The 15,474-nt window shown below is 71.2% G+C and carries 13 protein-coding genes; 6 read left to right on the forward strand and 7 right to left on the reverse strand.

The window, feature by feature from the left end; genetic code table 11:
• Positions 1-7 precede the first annotated feature (7 nt).
• Positions 8-382, forward strand: coding sequence for an RNA polymerase-binding protein RbpA (locus SSPS47_RS04230; protein WP_003959706.1), 375 nt, complete (start codon positions 8-10; stop codon positions 380-382).
• Positions 383-502: 120 nt separating this feature from the next.
• On the opposite strand, the gene fxsA is transcribed toward SSPS47_RS04230, so the two are convergent.
• The 4 genes from fxsA to SSPS47_RS04250 all read right to left on the reverse strand — a co-directional run bounded on the left by fxsA (position 503) and on the right by SSPS47_RS04250 (position 4,789).
• The gene (fxsA, locus tag SSPS47_RS04235) at positions 503-1,111 is read right to left on the reverse strand and encodes an FxsA family membrane protein (RefSeq protein ID WP_164248846.1); all 609 of its coding nucleotides are present in this window, start codon (positions 1,109-1,111) and stop codon (positions 503-505) included.
• A 53-nt stretch (positions 1,112-1,164) separates the two neighbouring features.
• Positions 1,165-1,932: a polyprenol monophosphomannose synthase gene (locus SSPS47_RS04240; RefSeq protein WP_147877540.1), complete on the reverse strand. Its 768-nt coding sequence runs from the start codon at positions 1,930-1,932 to the stop codon at positions 1,165-1,167.
• Between the two features lie 552 nt (positions 1,933-2,484).
• Positions 2,485-4,131 (reverse strand): amidohydrolase, encoded by a 1,647-nt coding sequence (locus SSPS47_RS04245; protein WP_164248848.1) that lies wholly within the window; start codon positions 4,129-4,131, stop codon positions 2,485-2,487.
• Between the two features lie 217 nt (positions 4,132-4,348).
• The gene (locus SSPS47_RS04250) at positions 4,349-4,789 is read right to left on the reverse strand and encodes an Lrp/AsnC family transcriptional regulator (protein WP_147877542.1); all 441 of its coding nucleotides are present in this window, start codon (positions 4,787-4,789) and stop codon (positions 4,349-4,351) included.
• Positions 4,790-4,993: 204 nt separating this feature from the next.
• Between SSPS47_RS04250 and SSPS47_RS04255 the strand changes: the two genes are divergently transcribed.
• The gene (locus SSPS47_RS04255; RefSeq protein WP_147877543.1) at positions 4,994-5,392 is read left to right on the forward strand and encodes a hypothetical protein; all 399 of its coding nucleotides are present in this window, start codon (positions 4,994-4,996) and stop codon (positions 5,390-5,392) included.
• Between the two features lie 102 nt (positions 5,393-5,494).
• Here SSPS47_RS04255 and SSPS47_RS04260 read toward each other — a convergent pair whose 3' ends face one another.
• Complete coding sequence (locus SSPS47_RS04260) at positions 5,495-6,667, reverse strand: acyl-CoA dehydrogenase family protein (protein ID WP_164248850.1); 1,173 nt, start codon at positions 6,665-6,667, stop codon at positions 5,495-5,497.
• Between the two features lie 429 nt (positions 6,668-7,096).
• Here SSPS47_RS04260 and SSPS47_RS04265 point away from each other — a divergent pair, with 429 nt between their 5' ends.
• Positions 7,097-8,341, forward strand: a complete 1,245-nt coding sequence (locus SSPS47_RS04265) for a glycoside hydrolase family 18 protein (protein WP_164248857.1) — start codon at positions 7,097-7,099, stop codon at positions 8,339-8,341.
• Between the two features lie 91 nt (positions 8,342-8,432).
• Here SSPS47_RS04265 and SSPS47_RS04270 read toward each other — a convergent pair whose 3' ends face one another.
• Positions 8,433-9,089 (reverse strand): TetR/AcrR family transcriptional regulator, encoded by a 657-nt coding sequence (locus tag SSPS47_RS04270; protein ID WP_147877546.1) that lies wholly within the window; start codon positions 9,087-9,089, stop codon positions 8,433-8,435.
• A 374-nt stretch (positions 9,090-9,463) separates the two neighbouring features.
• Between SSPS47_RS04270 and SSPS47_RS04275 the strand changes: the two genes are divergently transcribed.
• Positions 9,464-10,687, forward strand: a complete 1,224-nt coding sequence (locus SSPS47_RS04275) for an IS110 family transposase (protein WP_164248859.1) — start codon at positions 9,464-9,466, stop codon at positions 10,685-10,687.
• A gap of 219 nt (positions 10,688-10,906) precedes the next feature.
• On the opposite strand, the gene SSPS47_RS04280 is transcribed toward SSPS47_RS04275, so the two are convergent.
• On the reverse strand, positions 10,907-12,301 hold the full coding sequence (locus SSPS47_RS04280; RefSeq protein WP_164248861.1) for a peptidase C39 family protein: 1,395 nt from the start codon (positions 12,299-12,301) through the stop codon (positions 10,907-10,909).
• Between the two features lie 187 nt (positions 12,302-12,488).
• Here SSPS47_RS04280 and SSPS47_RS04285 point away from each other — a divergent pair, with 187 nt between their 5' ends.
• Together SSPS47_RS04285 and SSPS47_RS04290 are read left to right on the forward strand one after the other, a co-directional pair.
• Positions 12,489-13,118, forward strand: a complete 630-nt coding sequence (locus SSPS47_RS04285; RefSeq protein ID WP_164248863.1) for a hypothetical protein — start codon at positions 12,489-12,491, stop codon at positions 13,116-13,118.
• A 373-nt stretch (positions 13,119-13,491) separates the two neighbouring features.
• Entirely contained in the window at positions 13,492-15,411 is a 1,920-nt protein-coding gene (locus SSPS47_RS04290; protein WP_164248865.1) for an AAA family ATPase, read from the forward strand.
• Positions 15,412-15,474 lie beyond the last annotated feature (63 nt).

Below are 15,474 nucleotides of genomic sequence, written 5' to 3' on the forward strand. Positions count from 1 at the left end.
ACGATTCATGAGTGAGCGAGCTCTCCGCGGCACGCGACTTGTGGTTACCAGCTACGAGACGGACCGCGGCATCGATCTGGCCCCGCGCCAGGCGGTGGAGTACGCATGCCAGAACGGCCATCGATTTGAGATGCCGTTTTCGGTAGAGGCGGAAATTCCGCCGGAGTGGGAGTGCAAGGCGTGTGGCGCCCAGGCACTCCTGGTGGACGGGGATGGTCCCGAGGAGAAGAAGGGCAAGCCTGCGCGTACGCACTGGGACATGCTCATGGAGCGACGCACACGCGAGGAGTTGGAGGAGGTGCTGGCCGAACGGCTGGCCGTCCTGCGCTCCGGCGCCATGAACATCGCGGTGCACCCGCGGGACAGCCGAAAGTCGGCCTGACCCTCTCGGTACCGCCACAACAGCACATGCGAGAAGCCGTGGGCCGCGACACACACAGTGTCGCGGCCCACGGCTTTCCGGTGTCCGCCCCCCGGCGGGTCCGCTCAGGGGGCCGGACCCTCAGTGCGTCAGGGGCGGCCGGGTCCCGTCGCGGTCCGAGCCGCCCGGCGGGCGCGGCTCGTCGTGCCTGATGACCTCGCCCTGCACGACCTTGCCGTCCGGGCGGGACATCCTGGCCTGCTGGGCCTGCTGGTACGCGTCCCCGAGGCCTCCGGGCCCGGCGTCGCGCATACGGCGCTCCAGCGACCGCTCGGCCTTGCGGCTCAGCGCCGACCGCACCGGCGGCACCAGCAGGACCAGACCGACCGCGTCGGAGATCAGCCCCGGCAGCATGATCAGCAGGCCGCCCAGCATCAGGAAGCCGTTGCCGGAGCTGGTGCCGGCGCTCTCGTCCGAGGCCTCGGCGTCGGGGTTCTGCTGCTGCCGCTGTGCCTGCTGGAGCGTCTCGGTGAGATTCCGGAACGCCCGGCGGCCGGCCCGCTTCACCACCACCGAGCCCAGGATGCCCGCGCCGATCAGCAGCAACAGCACGGTCAGCCCGTTCGTCGCCCCGGCCACGACGGTCAGCAACCAGATTTCGAGCACCAGCCAGAGAGCGATGCCCAGAGGGACAATTCTGCGCGCTCGCGAGCGCTTCGGGGCCGCGGGAGGCGGTGCGCCGGTCGTCATGACTCCAGTGTGCCTGGCAGCGGCTCGCGTTGTCGTACGAGGGACGGCCGGATTCAGAGAGGCTTCCGGCCGAGCATGCGGTTCGCCCGGGTACCGACGCCCCACGCGGTGACCCGCCAGAGCGCCTCCACGAGGATGTCCCGGCTCATCTTGGAGTCGCCGAGCTCGCGGTCGACGAAGGTGATCGGCACCTCCACGACATGGCAGCCCGCCTCGACGGCACGGCGCGCGAGGTCGACCTGGAAGCAGTAGCCCTGCGAGGCGACCTCCTCAAGGCCGAGCCGGTCGAGCGTCTCCGTACGGAAGGCGCGGAAGCCGCCGGTGATGTCGCGCAGCGGCAGACCGAGCAGCGCCCGTGAGTACGTGCTGCCGCCACGGGAGATCATCTCCCGCGTCCGCGGCCAGTTCACCACCCGGCCGCCGGGTACCCAGCGCGAGCCGAGCACGAGGTCGGCACCCTTGAGGGCGGTCAGCAGACGGGGCAGTTCCTCGGGCTGGTGGGAGCCGTCGGCGTCCATCTCGACCAGCACGCCGTAGCCGTGCTCCATGCCCCAGTGGAAGCCCGCCAGATAGGCGGCGCCCAGCCCTTCCTTGCCCTTGCGGTGCAGGACATGGACCTGGCCGTCCTCGGCGGCGAGTTCGTCGGCGAGCTTTCCGGTGCCGTCGGGGCTGTTGTCGTCGGCCACGAGAATGTCGGCCTCCGGGACCGCCGCGCGCACGCGCCTGACGGTCCGTTTGATGTTCTCCGCCTCGTTGAAGGTCGGGATGATCACCAAGGCTGCGCCGAGCGGGCCGTACTGCCTCTGACCACCGTCGTTCACAACTGCCCCTTAATCGCCGTACGCAGAAGTACCACCTTAGCGAGCACGCGAGGGGTGTCCGTCCACACGGTCGCGGGGCGTCGAGAGGGATGGGGCGCGGGCGGCCGGAATCCGGCGGTCCGGGCGGCCGGGCAGGGGATCCGGGGCCTGCGGATCGGGTCCCGGCGTCCTTCGGGCCGACCTGGGACCCGCCGGCTGCGAGTCGACCGAAAGCCGTTGTCTACTGAACGCCGGGGCCCTACCCGGGTCTCACCCGCCGACCGGCAGAAACCTTCCCCCGCCGCCGAGGCGCGGGCGCTGAACCTGGCTCCCAGCGGTGGTGCGCCGGTGCGGCACACCACCCCATGACCCAGCGGCGTTCGACGACTGCGTGGGAGTTGCCGGTCGGACGTCCTTTGGTGGACCCGGCCGAACCTACCGGCCGGTGAGTGCTTGCTGTCAACACTCCTCCGACCTGCGGCAATTACCTGTTTCAGCAGGTCAGCGTGGAAGATCCGCTGGTCGCGACAGTGGCCGGCGGGCATCGGTCGGCCGTACGGAAACGCGAGTACATCACTCGTTCGGTCGCACGAACACCGTACGTCCGCCCACCACGGTCCGCAGACAGCGGGGCAGAGCCGCGCCGGGGGTGAGATCGGGCAGGCCCGGCGTACCCGAACGCGGGTCGGTGGACCAGCGGGAGACCCGGTCGTCGGGGGCCTGCACGATCAGTTCCTCGGTGCGCCAGAGCGCGTAGTCGGCGGGCGCGCCGGGCACGAGCACCCCCGTGTCGTCCCTGCCGACGGCGCGCCCGCCGCCGCGCGTGTGGGCGGTGAAGCCCGCGCGTACGGAGATCCGGTGGGCGGGTGTGCGGTGGAAGGCGGCGGCCCTGATCGTGCCCCAGGGGTCGAGCGGGGTCACGGGGCTGTCCGAGCCGAAGGCGAGCGGGACACCGGCGCGCAGGAGTGCGGCGTACGGGTTGAGCGTGCCGGCGCGCGCCTCACCGAGCCGGTCGGCGTACATACCCGTCGTACCGCCCCACGCCGCGTCGAAGGCGGGCTGGACGGAGGCGGTGAGGCCGAGTTCGGCGAAGGCGGCGACGGTCTCGGGGGTCAGCATCTCGGCGTGCTCGACCCGGTGGCGGGCAGCCCGGATCCGGGCGAGGCCGAGCGTCTCGGCGGCGGCGCGCGTCCCGGCGACGACCGCGCCGATGGCGGCGTCCCCGATGGCGTGGAAGCCCGCCTGGAGACCGGCCTCGGTGCAGGCGGTGACATGGGCGGCGATGTCGGCCGCGTCGAGATGTGCGGCGCCGGTGTGGGGCGCGTCGGCGTACAACTCGCTCAGCCAGGCGGTGTGCGAGCCGAGGGAACCGTCCACGAAGAGATCGCCCGCCGCGCCGACGGCGCCGAGTTCACGGATCCGCGCGGCGCCCTTGGCGTCGCTGATCCGCTCGGCCCAGTAGCCGTGGACGCGCGGGCCGGGTTCGTCGTCGGCGAGCCGCAGGAGCCCGGTGAAGTCGTCCTCGGCGGAGATGTCGGGGCCGGCGCACTCGTGGAGGGTGCCGATACCGAGCGACGCCGCGTGGGCGCGCGCGACGCGCTGCGCCTCGGTGCGCTGCGCCGGGGTCACTGCGGCGTGCGCGGCGGCGCGCACGGCATGGTGGGCGTCGCCGGTCAACGGCGCGTCCCGGTGGAATCCTGCCAGTTCGGTGATGCCCGGCACCAGATCGAGCAGTGCGGTGGTGACCACGGCGGAGTGGACGTCCACCCGCGTCAGGTAGAGCGGCCCGCCGCCCGCCGCCTCGTCGAGCTCTCCACGGGTGGGGGCGCGGCGCTCGGGCCAGCGCGCGGCGTCCCAGCCGTGCCCGAGGAGCACCCGGTCGCCGGGGTGGGCGGTGCGGTGGGCGCGTACGAGCGCGAGCGCGGCGCCGAGGGTTCCCGCGCCGGACAGGTCGAGTCCGGTGAGGGCGAGGCCGGTGGCGGTGGTGTGGACGTGCGCGTCGGTGAACGCCGGGGTGACGAGGGCGCCTTCGAGGTCGACGGTCTCGTCGACACCGGAGGCGAAGGAGTCGGCGGCGCCCTCGGAGCCGACCCAGGCGACATGGCCGCTTTCGACGACCATCGCGGTGGCGAATGGGTCGGCGGGGCTGTGGACGTCTCCACCGCGCAGCAGCACGGTGCGGGGTTCGCTCAGGGTCCGGGGGGCGGCGCGATCGTTCATGACGCCCAGTCTCCCGGCTCGCGGAACGGCGAGTGCACGCAGGGGTACGAGAGCGGGCACCGGCGGCGCCGCCCGGCGGGTGAGCCGAAGGGAGTGCCCGCTGCCGCAAGACAGAGCGCGCGGAGGCCCCGAGGAACGAGGGGGCGAGCACGGTCGACCGTCGACACCGGCTCAAAGCGTCCCGGAGGCGAACTGAGCCCCAGAAAAAAATACGGCCCTAGAAGTGCGGCGCCCTCGCCTCGTACGGCGTGGACAGGACGACCGTCGTGCGGGTGGAGACACCCGCCAGCGTGCGGATCCGGGTCAGCAGGTGCTCCAGTTCCAGCGGCGTGGCCACCCGCACCTTGAGGATGTAGTTCTCCTCGCCGGCCACGCTGTGGCACGCCTCGATCTCGGGGATCGGGGCGAGCCGCTCCGCGATGTCGTCCGGCGCGCTGGGGTCGAAGGGTTTGACCGAGATGAACGCCGTCAGCGGCAGGCCGACGGCTTCCGGGTCGACGACGGCCGCGTACCCCCGCACCACTCCGCGCTGCTCCAGCCTGCGGACCCGCTGATGCACCGCCGAGGTGGACAGACCCGTGGCCTTGCCCAGGTCGGTGTAGCTCATCCGCCCGTCCTTGACGAGCAACTCCACGATCTGACGATCCAGCTCCTCCATGCGGATCAACCTATTGCCCGAGGAGGCTTCCGGCACAGCCGAGGGCGTACCGGATCGTCACCTGCGCCGGGCATGTGACGAAGACCACAGGTATGTCACGGGGTCCGTCGAGACCTCACGGTTACCTGCCTCGCGCGACGGGAATTGCTTGCTGTGGTCGAGGCCGCACGTGGCCTTTCGGCCCACCCGAGGGGGAGTGTCTCCATGCAGAGCCTGAAGCGCACCGGACGTATCGAACCGGAGCCCGTTGATCCCGTCGAGGCCGATGAGCTCGACTCCTACGACACCTTCGAGATGTACCGGGTCGTGTGCCCGGACTGCTCCCAGCCGATCGCCCTGCTGGCGGACGAGGACAGCCTGCCGGAGCACGCGCTCTGCCCCAGCCCGTGGACCCCGTTCGTGCTCACCGTGTGCGCGGGTACGGGCCGTCCGGCCCAGGACGCCCGCCCGGCCGACGAATCGCTCGACGCCCAGGAGCAGGACACCGCACTGCTGCTGACGCTCCCTCAGGGGCTGGACTGGCGGACACAGCCGTTCTCCCACGCGGGCGGCCCCAGTTCACGTCCGTTCAAGCTGCCGCACCTGCGGCGCCACGCCGCCTGACGCGCCGTCACTTATCGTTCGGGCCGATGGCCCGTCAATTCGCCCGACCCGTCCGCCGGTTGATGACGGCCGACGGACGGATCCGGTCCGGCGTGCGGGAGTTCAGCGGGTCTCGGGCCCCGCGAGGTGCCGGGCGATCACCATGCGCTGGATCTGGTTGGTGCCTTCGACGATCTGGAGCACCTTCGCCTCGCGCATGTAGCGCTCGACGGGGAAGTCGGCCGTGTAGCCGTAACCGCCGAGCACCTGGACGGCGTCCGTGGTCACCTGCATCGCGGTGTCCGTGCAGAACAGCTTCGCCATCGCCGCCTGCCGGGAGAACGGCAGGCCGGCGTCGCGCAGTCGCGCCGCCGCGAGGTACAGGGCCCGTCCCGCCTCGATACGGGTGGCCATGTCGGCGAGCATGAAGCGCAGCCCCTGGAAGTCGGCGATGGGGCGGCCGAACTGCCGGCGTCCCGTCGCGTACTCGACGGCCTCGTCGAGGGCGGCCTGGGCGACACCCACGGCGCAGGCCGCGATCCCGAGACGGCCGGAGTCGAGCGCGGCGAGGGCGATCGCGAAGCCCTGCCCCTCGTCGCCGATCCGCCGGTCGTCGCCGATCCGGACGCCGTCGAAGTGGAGTTGGGCGGTGGGCGAGCCGTTCATGCCCATCTTCTTCTCGGGCGCGGCGGCGACCAGTCCCTCGGCGTCGCCGGGCACCAGGAAGGCCGAGATGCCTCCGGCGCCCTCGCCCCCGGTGCGCGCGAGCACGCTGTAGAAGTCCGCGACGCCGCCGTGGGTGATCCATGCCTTGGTGCCGGTGATCACCCAGTCGTCGCCGTCCCTGACGGCCTTCGTGCGCAGTGAGGCGGCGTCGGAGCCCGAGGCGGGCTCGGAGAGGCAGTACGCGCCGAGCAGACCGCCGCCCAGCATGGCGGGGAGGTGCTCGGCCTGCTGGTCGGCCGTGCCGTACGAGGCGAGCGCGTGGCAGGCCAGGGAGTGGACGCTGACGCCGAGGCCGACGGTGAGACGGGCCGCGGCGAGTTCCTCGAGGACCTGGAGATAGACCTCGTACGGCTGGTCGCCGCCGCCGTGTTCGGAGTCGTACGGGAGGCCGAGCAGGCCCGATTCGGAGAGGAGGGAGAAGTTCCGCCGCGGGAAGTGTCCCACCGCCTCCTCCTCGGCCGCCACGGGGACGATCTCCCGCTCGATGATGTCGCGTACGAGTGCGAGCAGGTCCTTGGACTCCTCGGTGGGCAGCTGACGGTCCACCGGACGCGGGGCGCGGTCGGGCATGGCGGCGCTCTCCTCCCTTTCGGGGCGCTACGGCGGTCGCTCACGCAGGGTGTGGCGGCGCCGCCGGTCGAGGCCCGGGGGTGTCCCCAGGCCGGATACCTGCCCAGCCGATGCTGCCTTCCCGGATCACGGGGCAGGCTGACCAGCGGCTGTGGCGCGTTGAGTATGCCCGATCGGCGGGGTGTAGTCACGGGCGGTCAGGCCCCCCACCGGTTCCGCTCCGGTTCTGCCCGGCCGTCGGCGGGCGGCCGTCGGGCGTGCGCTCCGGCCGCTGTCGGAAAGCCGCCCCGGGTCCGTCGAGTGTGCCGGGAAGTTGGTCCGCACCATTGACCCACTGGTCTAGTCCTTCTAACGTCCCGGTGAACAGTCTTCGCGTCCATGCCAAGTCGACGGCATGGGCGTCGATCTCCCTCCCCACGAGGAGACACCATGCTCAGACCGCACCGTCCCCGCGCCCGTTTCCGGGCGCTCGTCGCCGCGGCGTGTACCGCCGTTCTCGGCGTGTCCCTGCTCGCCGGCGCCGGTACCGCGGCCGCCGACCAGGAGAAGGCCCCGGCGGCCCCCACAGCCGCCGGCGAGAAGGTCATCGGATACTTCGCCAACTGGGGTGTCTACGACCGGAATTACCACGTCAAGAACATCGAGACCTCCGGGTCGGCCGACAAGCTGACTCATATCAACTACGCGTTCGGCAACGTCCAGGGCGGCAAGTGCACCATCGGTGACGCCTTCGCCGACTACGAGAAGGCCTACACCGCCGACCAGAGCGTCGACGGTGTCGCCGACGCCTGGGACCAGCCGCTGCGGGGCAACTTCAACCAGCTCCGCAAGCTCAAGGAGCTGCACCCCGGCCTCAAGGTGATCTGGTCGTTCGGCGGCTGGTCCTGGTCGGGCGGCTTCGGTGAGGCGGCGAAGGACCCGGCCGCGTTCGCCAAGTCCTGCCACGACCTGGTCGAGGACCCGCGCTGGGCCGATGTCTTCGACGGCATCGACGTCGACTGGGAGTACCCGAACGCCTGCGGTCTGACCTGCGACACCAGCGGGCCGGACGCCTTCACCGACATGGTGTCGGCGCTCCGTACGGAGTTCGGCGGCGACAACCTGGTCACGGCGGCCATCACCGCCGACGCCTCCGACGGCGGCAGGATCGACGCCACCGACTACGGCGCCGCGGCCCAGTACCTCGACTGGTACCTGCCGATGACGTACGACTTCTTCGGCGCGTTCGCGGCGCAGGGCCCCACGGCTCCGCACTCGCCGCTCACGTCGTACGACGGCATCCCGCAGGAGGGCTTCAACTCCGACGCGGCGATCACCAAGCTGAAGGCCAAGGGCGTTCCCGCGGAGAAGCTGCTGCTGGGCATCGGCTTCTACGGCCGCGGCTGGACCGGGGTCACCCAGTCCGAGCCGGGCGGCAGCGCGACGGGCGCGGCGGCCGGCACGTACGAGGCGGGCATCGAGGACTACAAGGTCCTGAAGAACACCTGCCCGGCCAACGGCACCGTGGCCGGTACGGCGTACGCGCACTGCGGCAACAACTGGTGGAGCTACGACACCCCCGCCACCATCGGCACCAAGATGGACTACAAGAACGAGCAGGGCCTGGGAGGCACCTTCTTCTGGGAGCTCAGCGGTGACACGACCGACGGTGAGCTGATCAAGGCGATCAACTGACCGGTCGGGACACGTGTTTGCACCAACGGGGCGCCGGGCGGGCTCAGCGAGCCTGCCCGGCGCTCCGGCTGCGACGCCTCCTGACGGCCCCTCAGCGGCCGGTGTACGGACGGAAGTCCGGGTCCGGCGGCGGCGCCGGACACTCCGGCGCGAACTCCTCGATCGTGTTGAGCGTGTGCCGCAGCATCCGCACCAGCAGATCGCGCGGAATCTCCCGGGTCAGCTCGTCGCGGTGCTCCAGCCATTCGAGCGTCAGCCACTCGACGCTGCTGAGCCAGCCGAGCAGGGCGAGTCTGGCGATCGGCGGGATGTCCTGACGGCCGTACGCGCCCTCGGCGACGGTGGAGACCAGTCCCGTGCGCACCGCGTCGCGGATCGCCTGCACCTGGGTGTCGAAGCCGACGCCGCCCGTGATGATCGTCCGGTAGGCGGCCTCGTTGAACTCGGCGAATCGCAGATACGCCTCGACCGTGCGCTGTACGCGCTGGGTGTTCGGCAGATCACCGCCGCCCGCCGCGAGCGAGACCAGCTCCATCACCGAGTCCTCGATGATGGCGAGGTAGTAGCCGCGCTTGTTCTTGAAGTAGTAGTAGATCAGCCCCTTGGCGACACCCGCGTGCTGGGCGATATCGTCCATCGACAGGGCGTCGTACGACGTGTCGGCGAACAACTTCCGGCCGGTGGCGATGAGTTCGGAGCGACGCAACTGCGCCCGCTCACTCTCACCACGCTGCTGCCTGTTGTTCAAATCCGCGCGTCCCAGGTCTCGACTGTCACAGGAGATCCGCAGTATTGCAGACCCGCCGGCTCGGGCCGAGGGCGCCTGTGGCGCCGGGTGGGCGGCGGAGCCCCGTTACCTTTCTCGTGGCCCCGCAATGGGGTTCCTGGCCCCCGGGTCCGGTATGGCTGTGTGCCCCCTGTCGAAGGCGATGACCTGGGGGGTGTTGCCGCTGGGCTTCGGGGCACCGCTTGACCGCTGATGAGGGGCCTGACGACCGCCTGGTCCGGCGCAATGCCGGGCCGCTTCACCGGGCGGCATGTCTGCGTAACGTGGTTGCCGGCGTGTGGTGCCGCAGGGACGGCCGGGAGTTTCAGGAGACGAGTGGCGAGAGGCACACGCACATGGTCGACACGACCGCGATAGATCTCTTCCTCGGCCTGGACCTGGGCAAGGAGTTCCACCACGCCCACGGCCGGACCCGGGACGGCAGAACCGTGCACGACAAGCGGCTGCCCAACACCGAGCCGAGACTGCTGGAGCTGTTCACCAGGCTGGTGGCGAAGTTCGGCACCGTTCTGGTGATCGTGGACCAGGTCGCGAACATCGGTGCGCTGCCGCTGACGGTGGCCCGTGCGGCGGGCTGCCGGGTGGCCTACCTGCCCGGGCTGTCGATGCGGCGGGCCGCCGACCTGCATCCCGGCGAGGCCAAGACCGATGCCCGCGACGCGTTCGTGATCGCCGAGACCGCCCGCACGATGCCGCACACCCTGCGGGCGGTGGACCGCGACGACGAGGTGCTGGCCGAGCTGACGATGCTCACCGGTTACGACAACGACCTGGCCGGCGAGGTCAACCGCACCACCAACCGGCTGCGTGGCCTGCTCTCCCAGATCCATCCCTCCCTCGAACGTGTCCTCGGCCCCCGCCTGGCCTACCCCTACATCCAGGCTCTCCTCCAGCGCCACGGCTCCCCAGCCAGGCTGAAGAAACTGGGCCGGGCCCGCTGCGAGTCCCTGCTCAAGGCGCACGGTTCGCGCAAGGCCCACCACCTCACCGCAGAGATCTTCGACGCGCTCGCCGAGCAGACCCTCGTCGTTCCCGGCACCGAGGCATCCGCGCTGATCGTGCCGGGACTCGCCGCCCAGCTCGCCGCCGCCCACACTCAGCGCCGCCAGGCCGAGCAGGAGATCGCTGCCCTGCTGGAGGCCCTCCCTCTTTTCCACCTCCTGACCTCCTTGCCCGGCCTGGGCGTCAGGACCACGGCCGCCGTGATCGTCGCGATCGGTGACGGCACCGGTTTCCCCAGCGCCGGACACCTCGCCTCCTACGCCGGACTCGCCCCGGCCACGAAGTCCTCCGGCACCTCGATTCGCGGCGAACACGCACCCCACCGCGGCAACCGGCTCCTCAAACGGGCCCTGTTCCAGGCCGCGTTCGCCGCGATCGGCTGCAAAACCGACCCGTCCTCCCGGACCTACTACGACCGCCAACGCGCACGCGGCAAGACCCACACCCAGGCGATCCTCCGCCTGGCCCGCCAGCGCGTGAACGTCATCCACGCGATGATCCGCACCGGGGCTCTCTACGAAGCACGCACCCCGGGCGACGTCGACCTCGCTGCCTGACGACTCCACCGCCCCCGCCCTCCAGGCCCCATCACACCCGCGCACCGGCACGGCCACCGCGGCCCCGCCGACCACCGCACTGCCCATCAGCCACCCGATCCGTCGGGGACATCCCGCTTCGCGGGACGTCCCAAAAAACCAGGATCAACCCCTACAAGCCGACCCCACCGGGGTTGACGAAACAGATAGGGGCACCCCCCGGCGCCCATGCGGGACGGCTCAGCGCACGCCTACGGCCTCCAGCGCCTTGCGCTGGGCCGAGGTGGGCTCCACGGGCCAGTAGAGGTAGCAGACGCCGCCGGTACCGGAGACGACCGTGCCCGCGGCGTTGTACCGCTTGGTCCGCAGCCAGATGTTCTCCCACTCACGGCGCTTGTAGATCCGCCGTACGGCCTCGTTGCTCGGGGAGGCGGGGTCGTTGGCGATCACGTCGCCGGCGGCCGTGAAGCCGATCACGGTCATCAGATGGCCGGAGGTGCCGTAGCCCGCGCCGGTCAGCTCGCTCGCCAGGAAGGACTGCGAGGTGATGACCGGGATGCCCGCGCGGATCAGCCGCTCGACGTCGGTGAGCGAGCCGAGCCGGGTGACGACGGCGTTCATGTCCTTGTACCCGGCCGCGTACGCCGCGTTGAAGGGCCAGTTGCCGCAGCCGTCGTACTGGTAGTCGAACGTGAACCGGGCCGCGTGACAGACCTGTGGGTCGGCGAAGTCCGGGTTCACCCAGGCCAGATCGGCGGCGGTGGGCTTGCGGCCCCAGTACTCGATGATCATCTGGGAGGAGGTGGGGCTGCACCAGGCCTCGCCGCCGTTGTCGTACTCCGGGTACTGACCGATGTGCGTGTTCTGCGAGTAGCGCGGCACCCCCAGCTCGCGCGCCACCTGGTGCGCGGCGGCCGGGACGGTGAAGCGGTCGGGGATGTCCGAGGCCATCGCGCCGACCCGCCGGACCGTCGGCGTGAGCGTGGTGCCGGGCTTGCGGTGGAGCGTGAGACGGAGCTGGTACGACACCAGGCGCAGACCGCTCGCCGGGTCGTCGACGGCGAAGGTGTCGGTCCAGACGCTGCTGCGGTCGTCCGTCTGGTCGTCGACGGACGTGCGGCGGATGTCGCCGTCCCCGGAGGCCCAGCGGCCCATCACGTACCAGGGGGTCGCCGCGCCGTCGGAGTAGGTGCCGCGCAGCTCGGTCTGGATCCAGGTGCCCGCGGGGGTGTCGGCGTTCCAGGAGGCGATCGCCTCGGTGGCCGGGACCTTGGAGCGGTGGACGGGTGAGGTCCAGGTCGCGTACTCCCAGGTGCTGGTGCTCCCGGTGTGCGGGTCCGTGTAGTCGGTGCTGCCCGCGGGGGTGGCGATGGCCAGTCCGGAGCGGCCGCCGGAGAGGACCTTCGTGCCGTTGGCCGTACCGCCCCGCCAGTCGGCGGCGGAGCTCCAGAACCGGTTGTCCACCCGGGCGGCCGCGCGGTGGTGGGCGGCGGACCGGGCGGACGGTGCGGCGGGAGCGGCGGCCAGGGCGGGCGCCGCGGCCGAGAGCGCGCCCGCGCCGGCCGCCGCGAGGGCCGTGGCGAGCACCGTGCGGCGCGACGCCGGGCTGTTCCAGGATGCTGCTGGGCTGTTCATGGGACCCCCGGGTCACTGGTCTCTTCACTGGTATGTGCACGACAGTCCGTCAACTATCGCGGCTCCCGAACGGCTTCGGCCAGCGATTCGTCTCGCGTCGCCGGACCAATATTGGTCTCCACCACTGATACGGCTCCACCGCGCGGGACCGCGCCGGAGCGCACCCGTCCGCGCATAGGCTGACCGGGTGGACGACCTCACCGAAGCCGCGACGGCACTGCGCGCACTGCCGCCTTCCTGCGGCCCGGTCCGGCTGGTCGCGGTCGACGGCCACGCCGGTTCCGGCAAGAGCACCTTCGCCGCGCGGCTCGCCGCCGCGCTCGGCGGCGCGCCCGTCCTGCACCTGGACGACCTGGCCACGCACGACGCGTTCTTCGACTGGACGCGGCGGCTCACCGACGACGTGCTCGGCCCCCTCTCGCAGGGCGCGACCGCACGGTACGCGCCGTACGACTGGACGCTGCGGCGCTTCCGTGCGCCCCTTCCACTGCCTCCCGTGCCGGTCGTCCTCATCGAGGGGGTGGGCGCGGGCCGGGCTGCGGTACGGCCGTGGCTGGCGAGGCTGCTGTGGATGGACCGGGCAGCCGAGGAGTCCTGGCGACGGGGCCGCAAGCGGGACGGACCGGAACTGTCGGCCTTCTGGGACGGCTGGACGCGGGCGGAGACGCGCCATTTCGCGGCCGATCCCTCGCGTCCCTTCGCCGATGTTCTGGTGCGTGAGTGGCAGGAGGGATACAAGTGGCTGCCCGGAACTCGTGCGAATGCGCCAGAGGTTGAACCTGTCACCTACGGTGACCGGACATTCCCTCCGTACTGAGCAGTCGGAAATCAGCCCCGAAGGTGCCTCAACTCGGCTTGACCAAGGGGTGGGACAGGTCTTACGTTCTCAATGTGCGGCTTTTCGGAGCCGCCGCGGACGCGAAGCCCCCGGTTGTTCCCCCGTGATCGGGGGCTTCGTTCTGCTCTCTTCGCCGCCTCCCGGCACCGTCCCCCACCCAGCGATCACCCTGGGTCACCGGCGCGGGCGGGAAGGCCGCGCCCTTATTCGCGCACCCTCTGCGCAGGTACGATGCCTCTTGGTTGGCTTGGTCAGGGGTCAATTCCCGTCCACGACAAGGTGGTTCAGCACGCTCTGCCGACGGGCGCCCGCCCGGCGGGACATCACGGGGTCATGGTTTGTGGGGGGCCTGATGGACATCGGCACGCAGGGCGCTGGAGCCCCGGCCGATCTCGCGTGGGTACGTGGTGTGGATGCGTACACGATGGGGGCGTATCCACAGGCGGAGGAGGAGTTCCGGGAGGCCGTACGGCTCGATCCCGGCATGGCGGACGGCTGGCTGGGGCTGCACGCGCTGCGGGTCGACACCACGACCGCGCTGCTGCACATGTACCGCCACCGCGACCGCTTCGGCGAGCAGCGCTCCCGCCACCGCCGCACGCTCAACTCCTGGTACTGGCTGGGCTGGTGGGTGCAGCCCGTGCTGGAGAGCCGGCGCGACCTGCTGCTCGCGCACGCCTCGCACTGGCTCGACGGCCGGCACGTGCCCGAGCTGGACCGGGCGCTGGCGGGGCTGCCGCCCGTGGACGCCGATCCCCATGTGCGTTTCCTGCACGCCTGCCGGGCCTATCTGGTCAAGGACTGGGACCAGTTGGTGCGCCACACCGAGTCCCTCGTCAACGACCCGCTGCTGGGAGTCGAGGCGGGCCTCTTCGGCGGTATGGCACGCGTCCGGCTGGAGATGTACGGACAGGCCGAGCCGCTCCTCTCGACATCCCTGATGCGCTGTCGCAGCGAACAGCCGCAGCGCAAGGAGCTGCGCTACTGGCTGGCGCGCGCCCACGAGGGGACCGGGCGCAGCGCCGCCGCGCTGCCGCTGTACCGGGCCGTGCACCGGACGGACCCCACCTTCATGGACACCGCCGCCCGGCTCGCGGCGATCACCGACTCCGACGGGTACGACGGGGCGGACGATTCGGCGGGTCTCGCGTCGGTCGCGCTGGCGGGGTTCGGTCAGGACGCGCTGGACGCGCAGATCGACGGCGAGTATCCGCAGGGCCCCGACCCGCGGCCGGGCGCCGAGGGCCAGTCCCCCTTCGGCGGGGGTGTTCCGCCGAACCCGCCGAACCCGGTGGACCCGGTGGACGGGATACGGGAGAAGGCGGGCGTACCGTCGCAGCCCCTTCCCCCGCAGTTCCCCGACCGCCCCACCGACCCGGTCCTGCTCGCCGAGGCGCTGGCCGAACTGGAGCGGATGGTCGGCCTGGAGCCGGTGAAACGCCAGGTCAAGGCGTTGTCCGCACAGCTCAACATGGCGCGGTTACGGGCCGGACAGGGGCTGCCCGTACAGCCGCCCAAGCGTCACTTCGTCTTCTCCGGCCCCTCGGGCACCGGCAAGACGACGGTCGCGCGCATCCTCGGCCGGGTCTTCTACGCGCTCGGACTGCTCGGCGGTGATCATCTGGTCGAGGCCCAGCGGGCCGATCTGGTCGGCGAGTTCCTGGGGCAGACGGCGGTGAAGGCGAACGAGCTGATCGACTCGGCGATCGGTGGCGTGCTGTTCGTCGACGAGGCGTACAGCCTCGCCAACTCGGGCTACAGCAAGGGTGACGCGTACGGCGACGAGGCCCTCCAGGTGCTCCTGAAGCGCGCGGAGGACAACCGGAACCATCTCGTGGTGATACTCGCCGGCTATCCGGAGGGCATGGACCGGCTGCTCGCCACCAACCCCGGTCTCTCCTCCCGTTTCACGACGCGCGTCGACTTCCCCAGCTACCGGCCCCTCGAACTGACCGCGATCGGCGAGGTGCTGGCCGCCGAGAACGACGACGTGTGGGACGAGGAGGCGCTGGACGAGCTGCGCAGCATCAGCGGCCATGTCGTCGACCAGGGCTGGATCAACGAGCTGGGCAACGGCCGCTTCCTGCGCACGCTGTACGAGAAGAGCTGCGCGTACCGCGATCTGCGGCTCTCGGGTTACGGCAGCACACCGGGACGCGACGATCTCGCCACGCTGCGGCTGCCGGACCTGATGCAGGCGTACGGCGAGGTGCTGTCGGGCCGGGGGCCGGCGGACCGGGGGCGCGCTCCGGGGGATCCGCCCCAGCTCTGACCGGGCCGGTGCGCGGTCCGTCCTCGAACGCCCGACCGGCGGCGAGCCGTCCGGCGTTCGAGG

Source organism: Streptomyces sp. S4.7 (assembly GCF_010384365.1).
In the GTDB taxonomy this organism is placed as follows: Bacteria; Actinomycetota; Actinomycetes; order Streptomycetales; family Streptomycetaceae; genus Streptomyces.

Bases quoted from the DNA above. Each gene is read 5' to 3' on its own strand.
- SSPS47_RS04250 (WP_147877542.1), bottom strand. From the start codon at position 4,789: ATGGAGGAGCTGGATCGTCAGATCGTGGAGTTGCTCGTCAAGGACGGG.
- SSPS47_RS04280 (WP_164248861.1), bottom strand. From the start codon at position 12,301: ATGAACAGCCCAGCAGCATCCTGGAACAGCCCGGCGTCGCGCCGCACG.
- fxsA (WP_164248846.1), bottom strand. From the start codon at position 1,111: ATGACGACCGGCGCACCGCCTCCCGCGGCCCCGAAGCGCTCGCGAGCG.
- SSPS47_RS04290 (WP_164248865.1), top strand. From the start codon at position 13,492: ATGGACATCGGCACGCAGGGCGCTGGAGCCCCGGCCGATCTCGCGTGG.
- SSPS47_RS04245 (WP_164248848.1), bottom strand. From the start codon at position 4,131: ATGAACGATCGCGCCGCCCCCCGGACCCTGAGCGAACCCCGCACCGTG.
- SSPS47_RS04255 (WP_147877543.1), top strand. From the start codon at position 4,994: ATGCAGAGCCTGAAGCGCACCGGACGTATCGAACCGGAGCCCGTTGAT.
- SSPS47_RS04275 (WP_164248859.1), top strand. From the start codon at position 9,464: ATGGTCGACACGACCGCGATAGATCTCTTCCTCGGCCTGGACCTGGGC.
- SSPS47_RS04230 (WP_003959706.1), top strand. From the start codon at position 8: ATGAGTGAGCGAGCTCTCCGCGGCACGCGACTTGTGGTTACCAGCTAC.
- SSPS47_RS04260 (WP_164248850.1), bottom strand. From the start codon at position 6,667: ATGCCCGACCGCGCCCCGCGTCCGGTGGACCGTCAGCTGCCCACCGAG.
- SSPS47_RS04265 (WP_164248857.1), top strand. From the start codon at position 7,097: ATGCTCAGACCGCACCGTCCCCGCGCCCGTTTCCGGGCGCTCGTCGCC.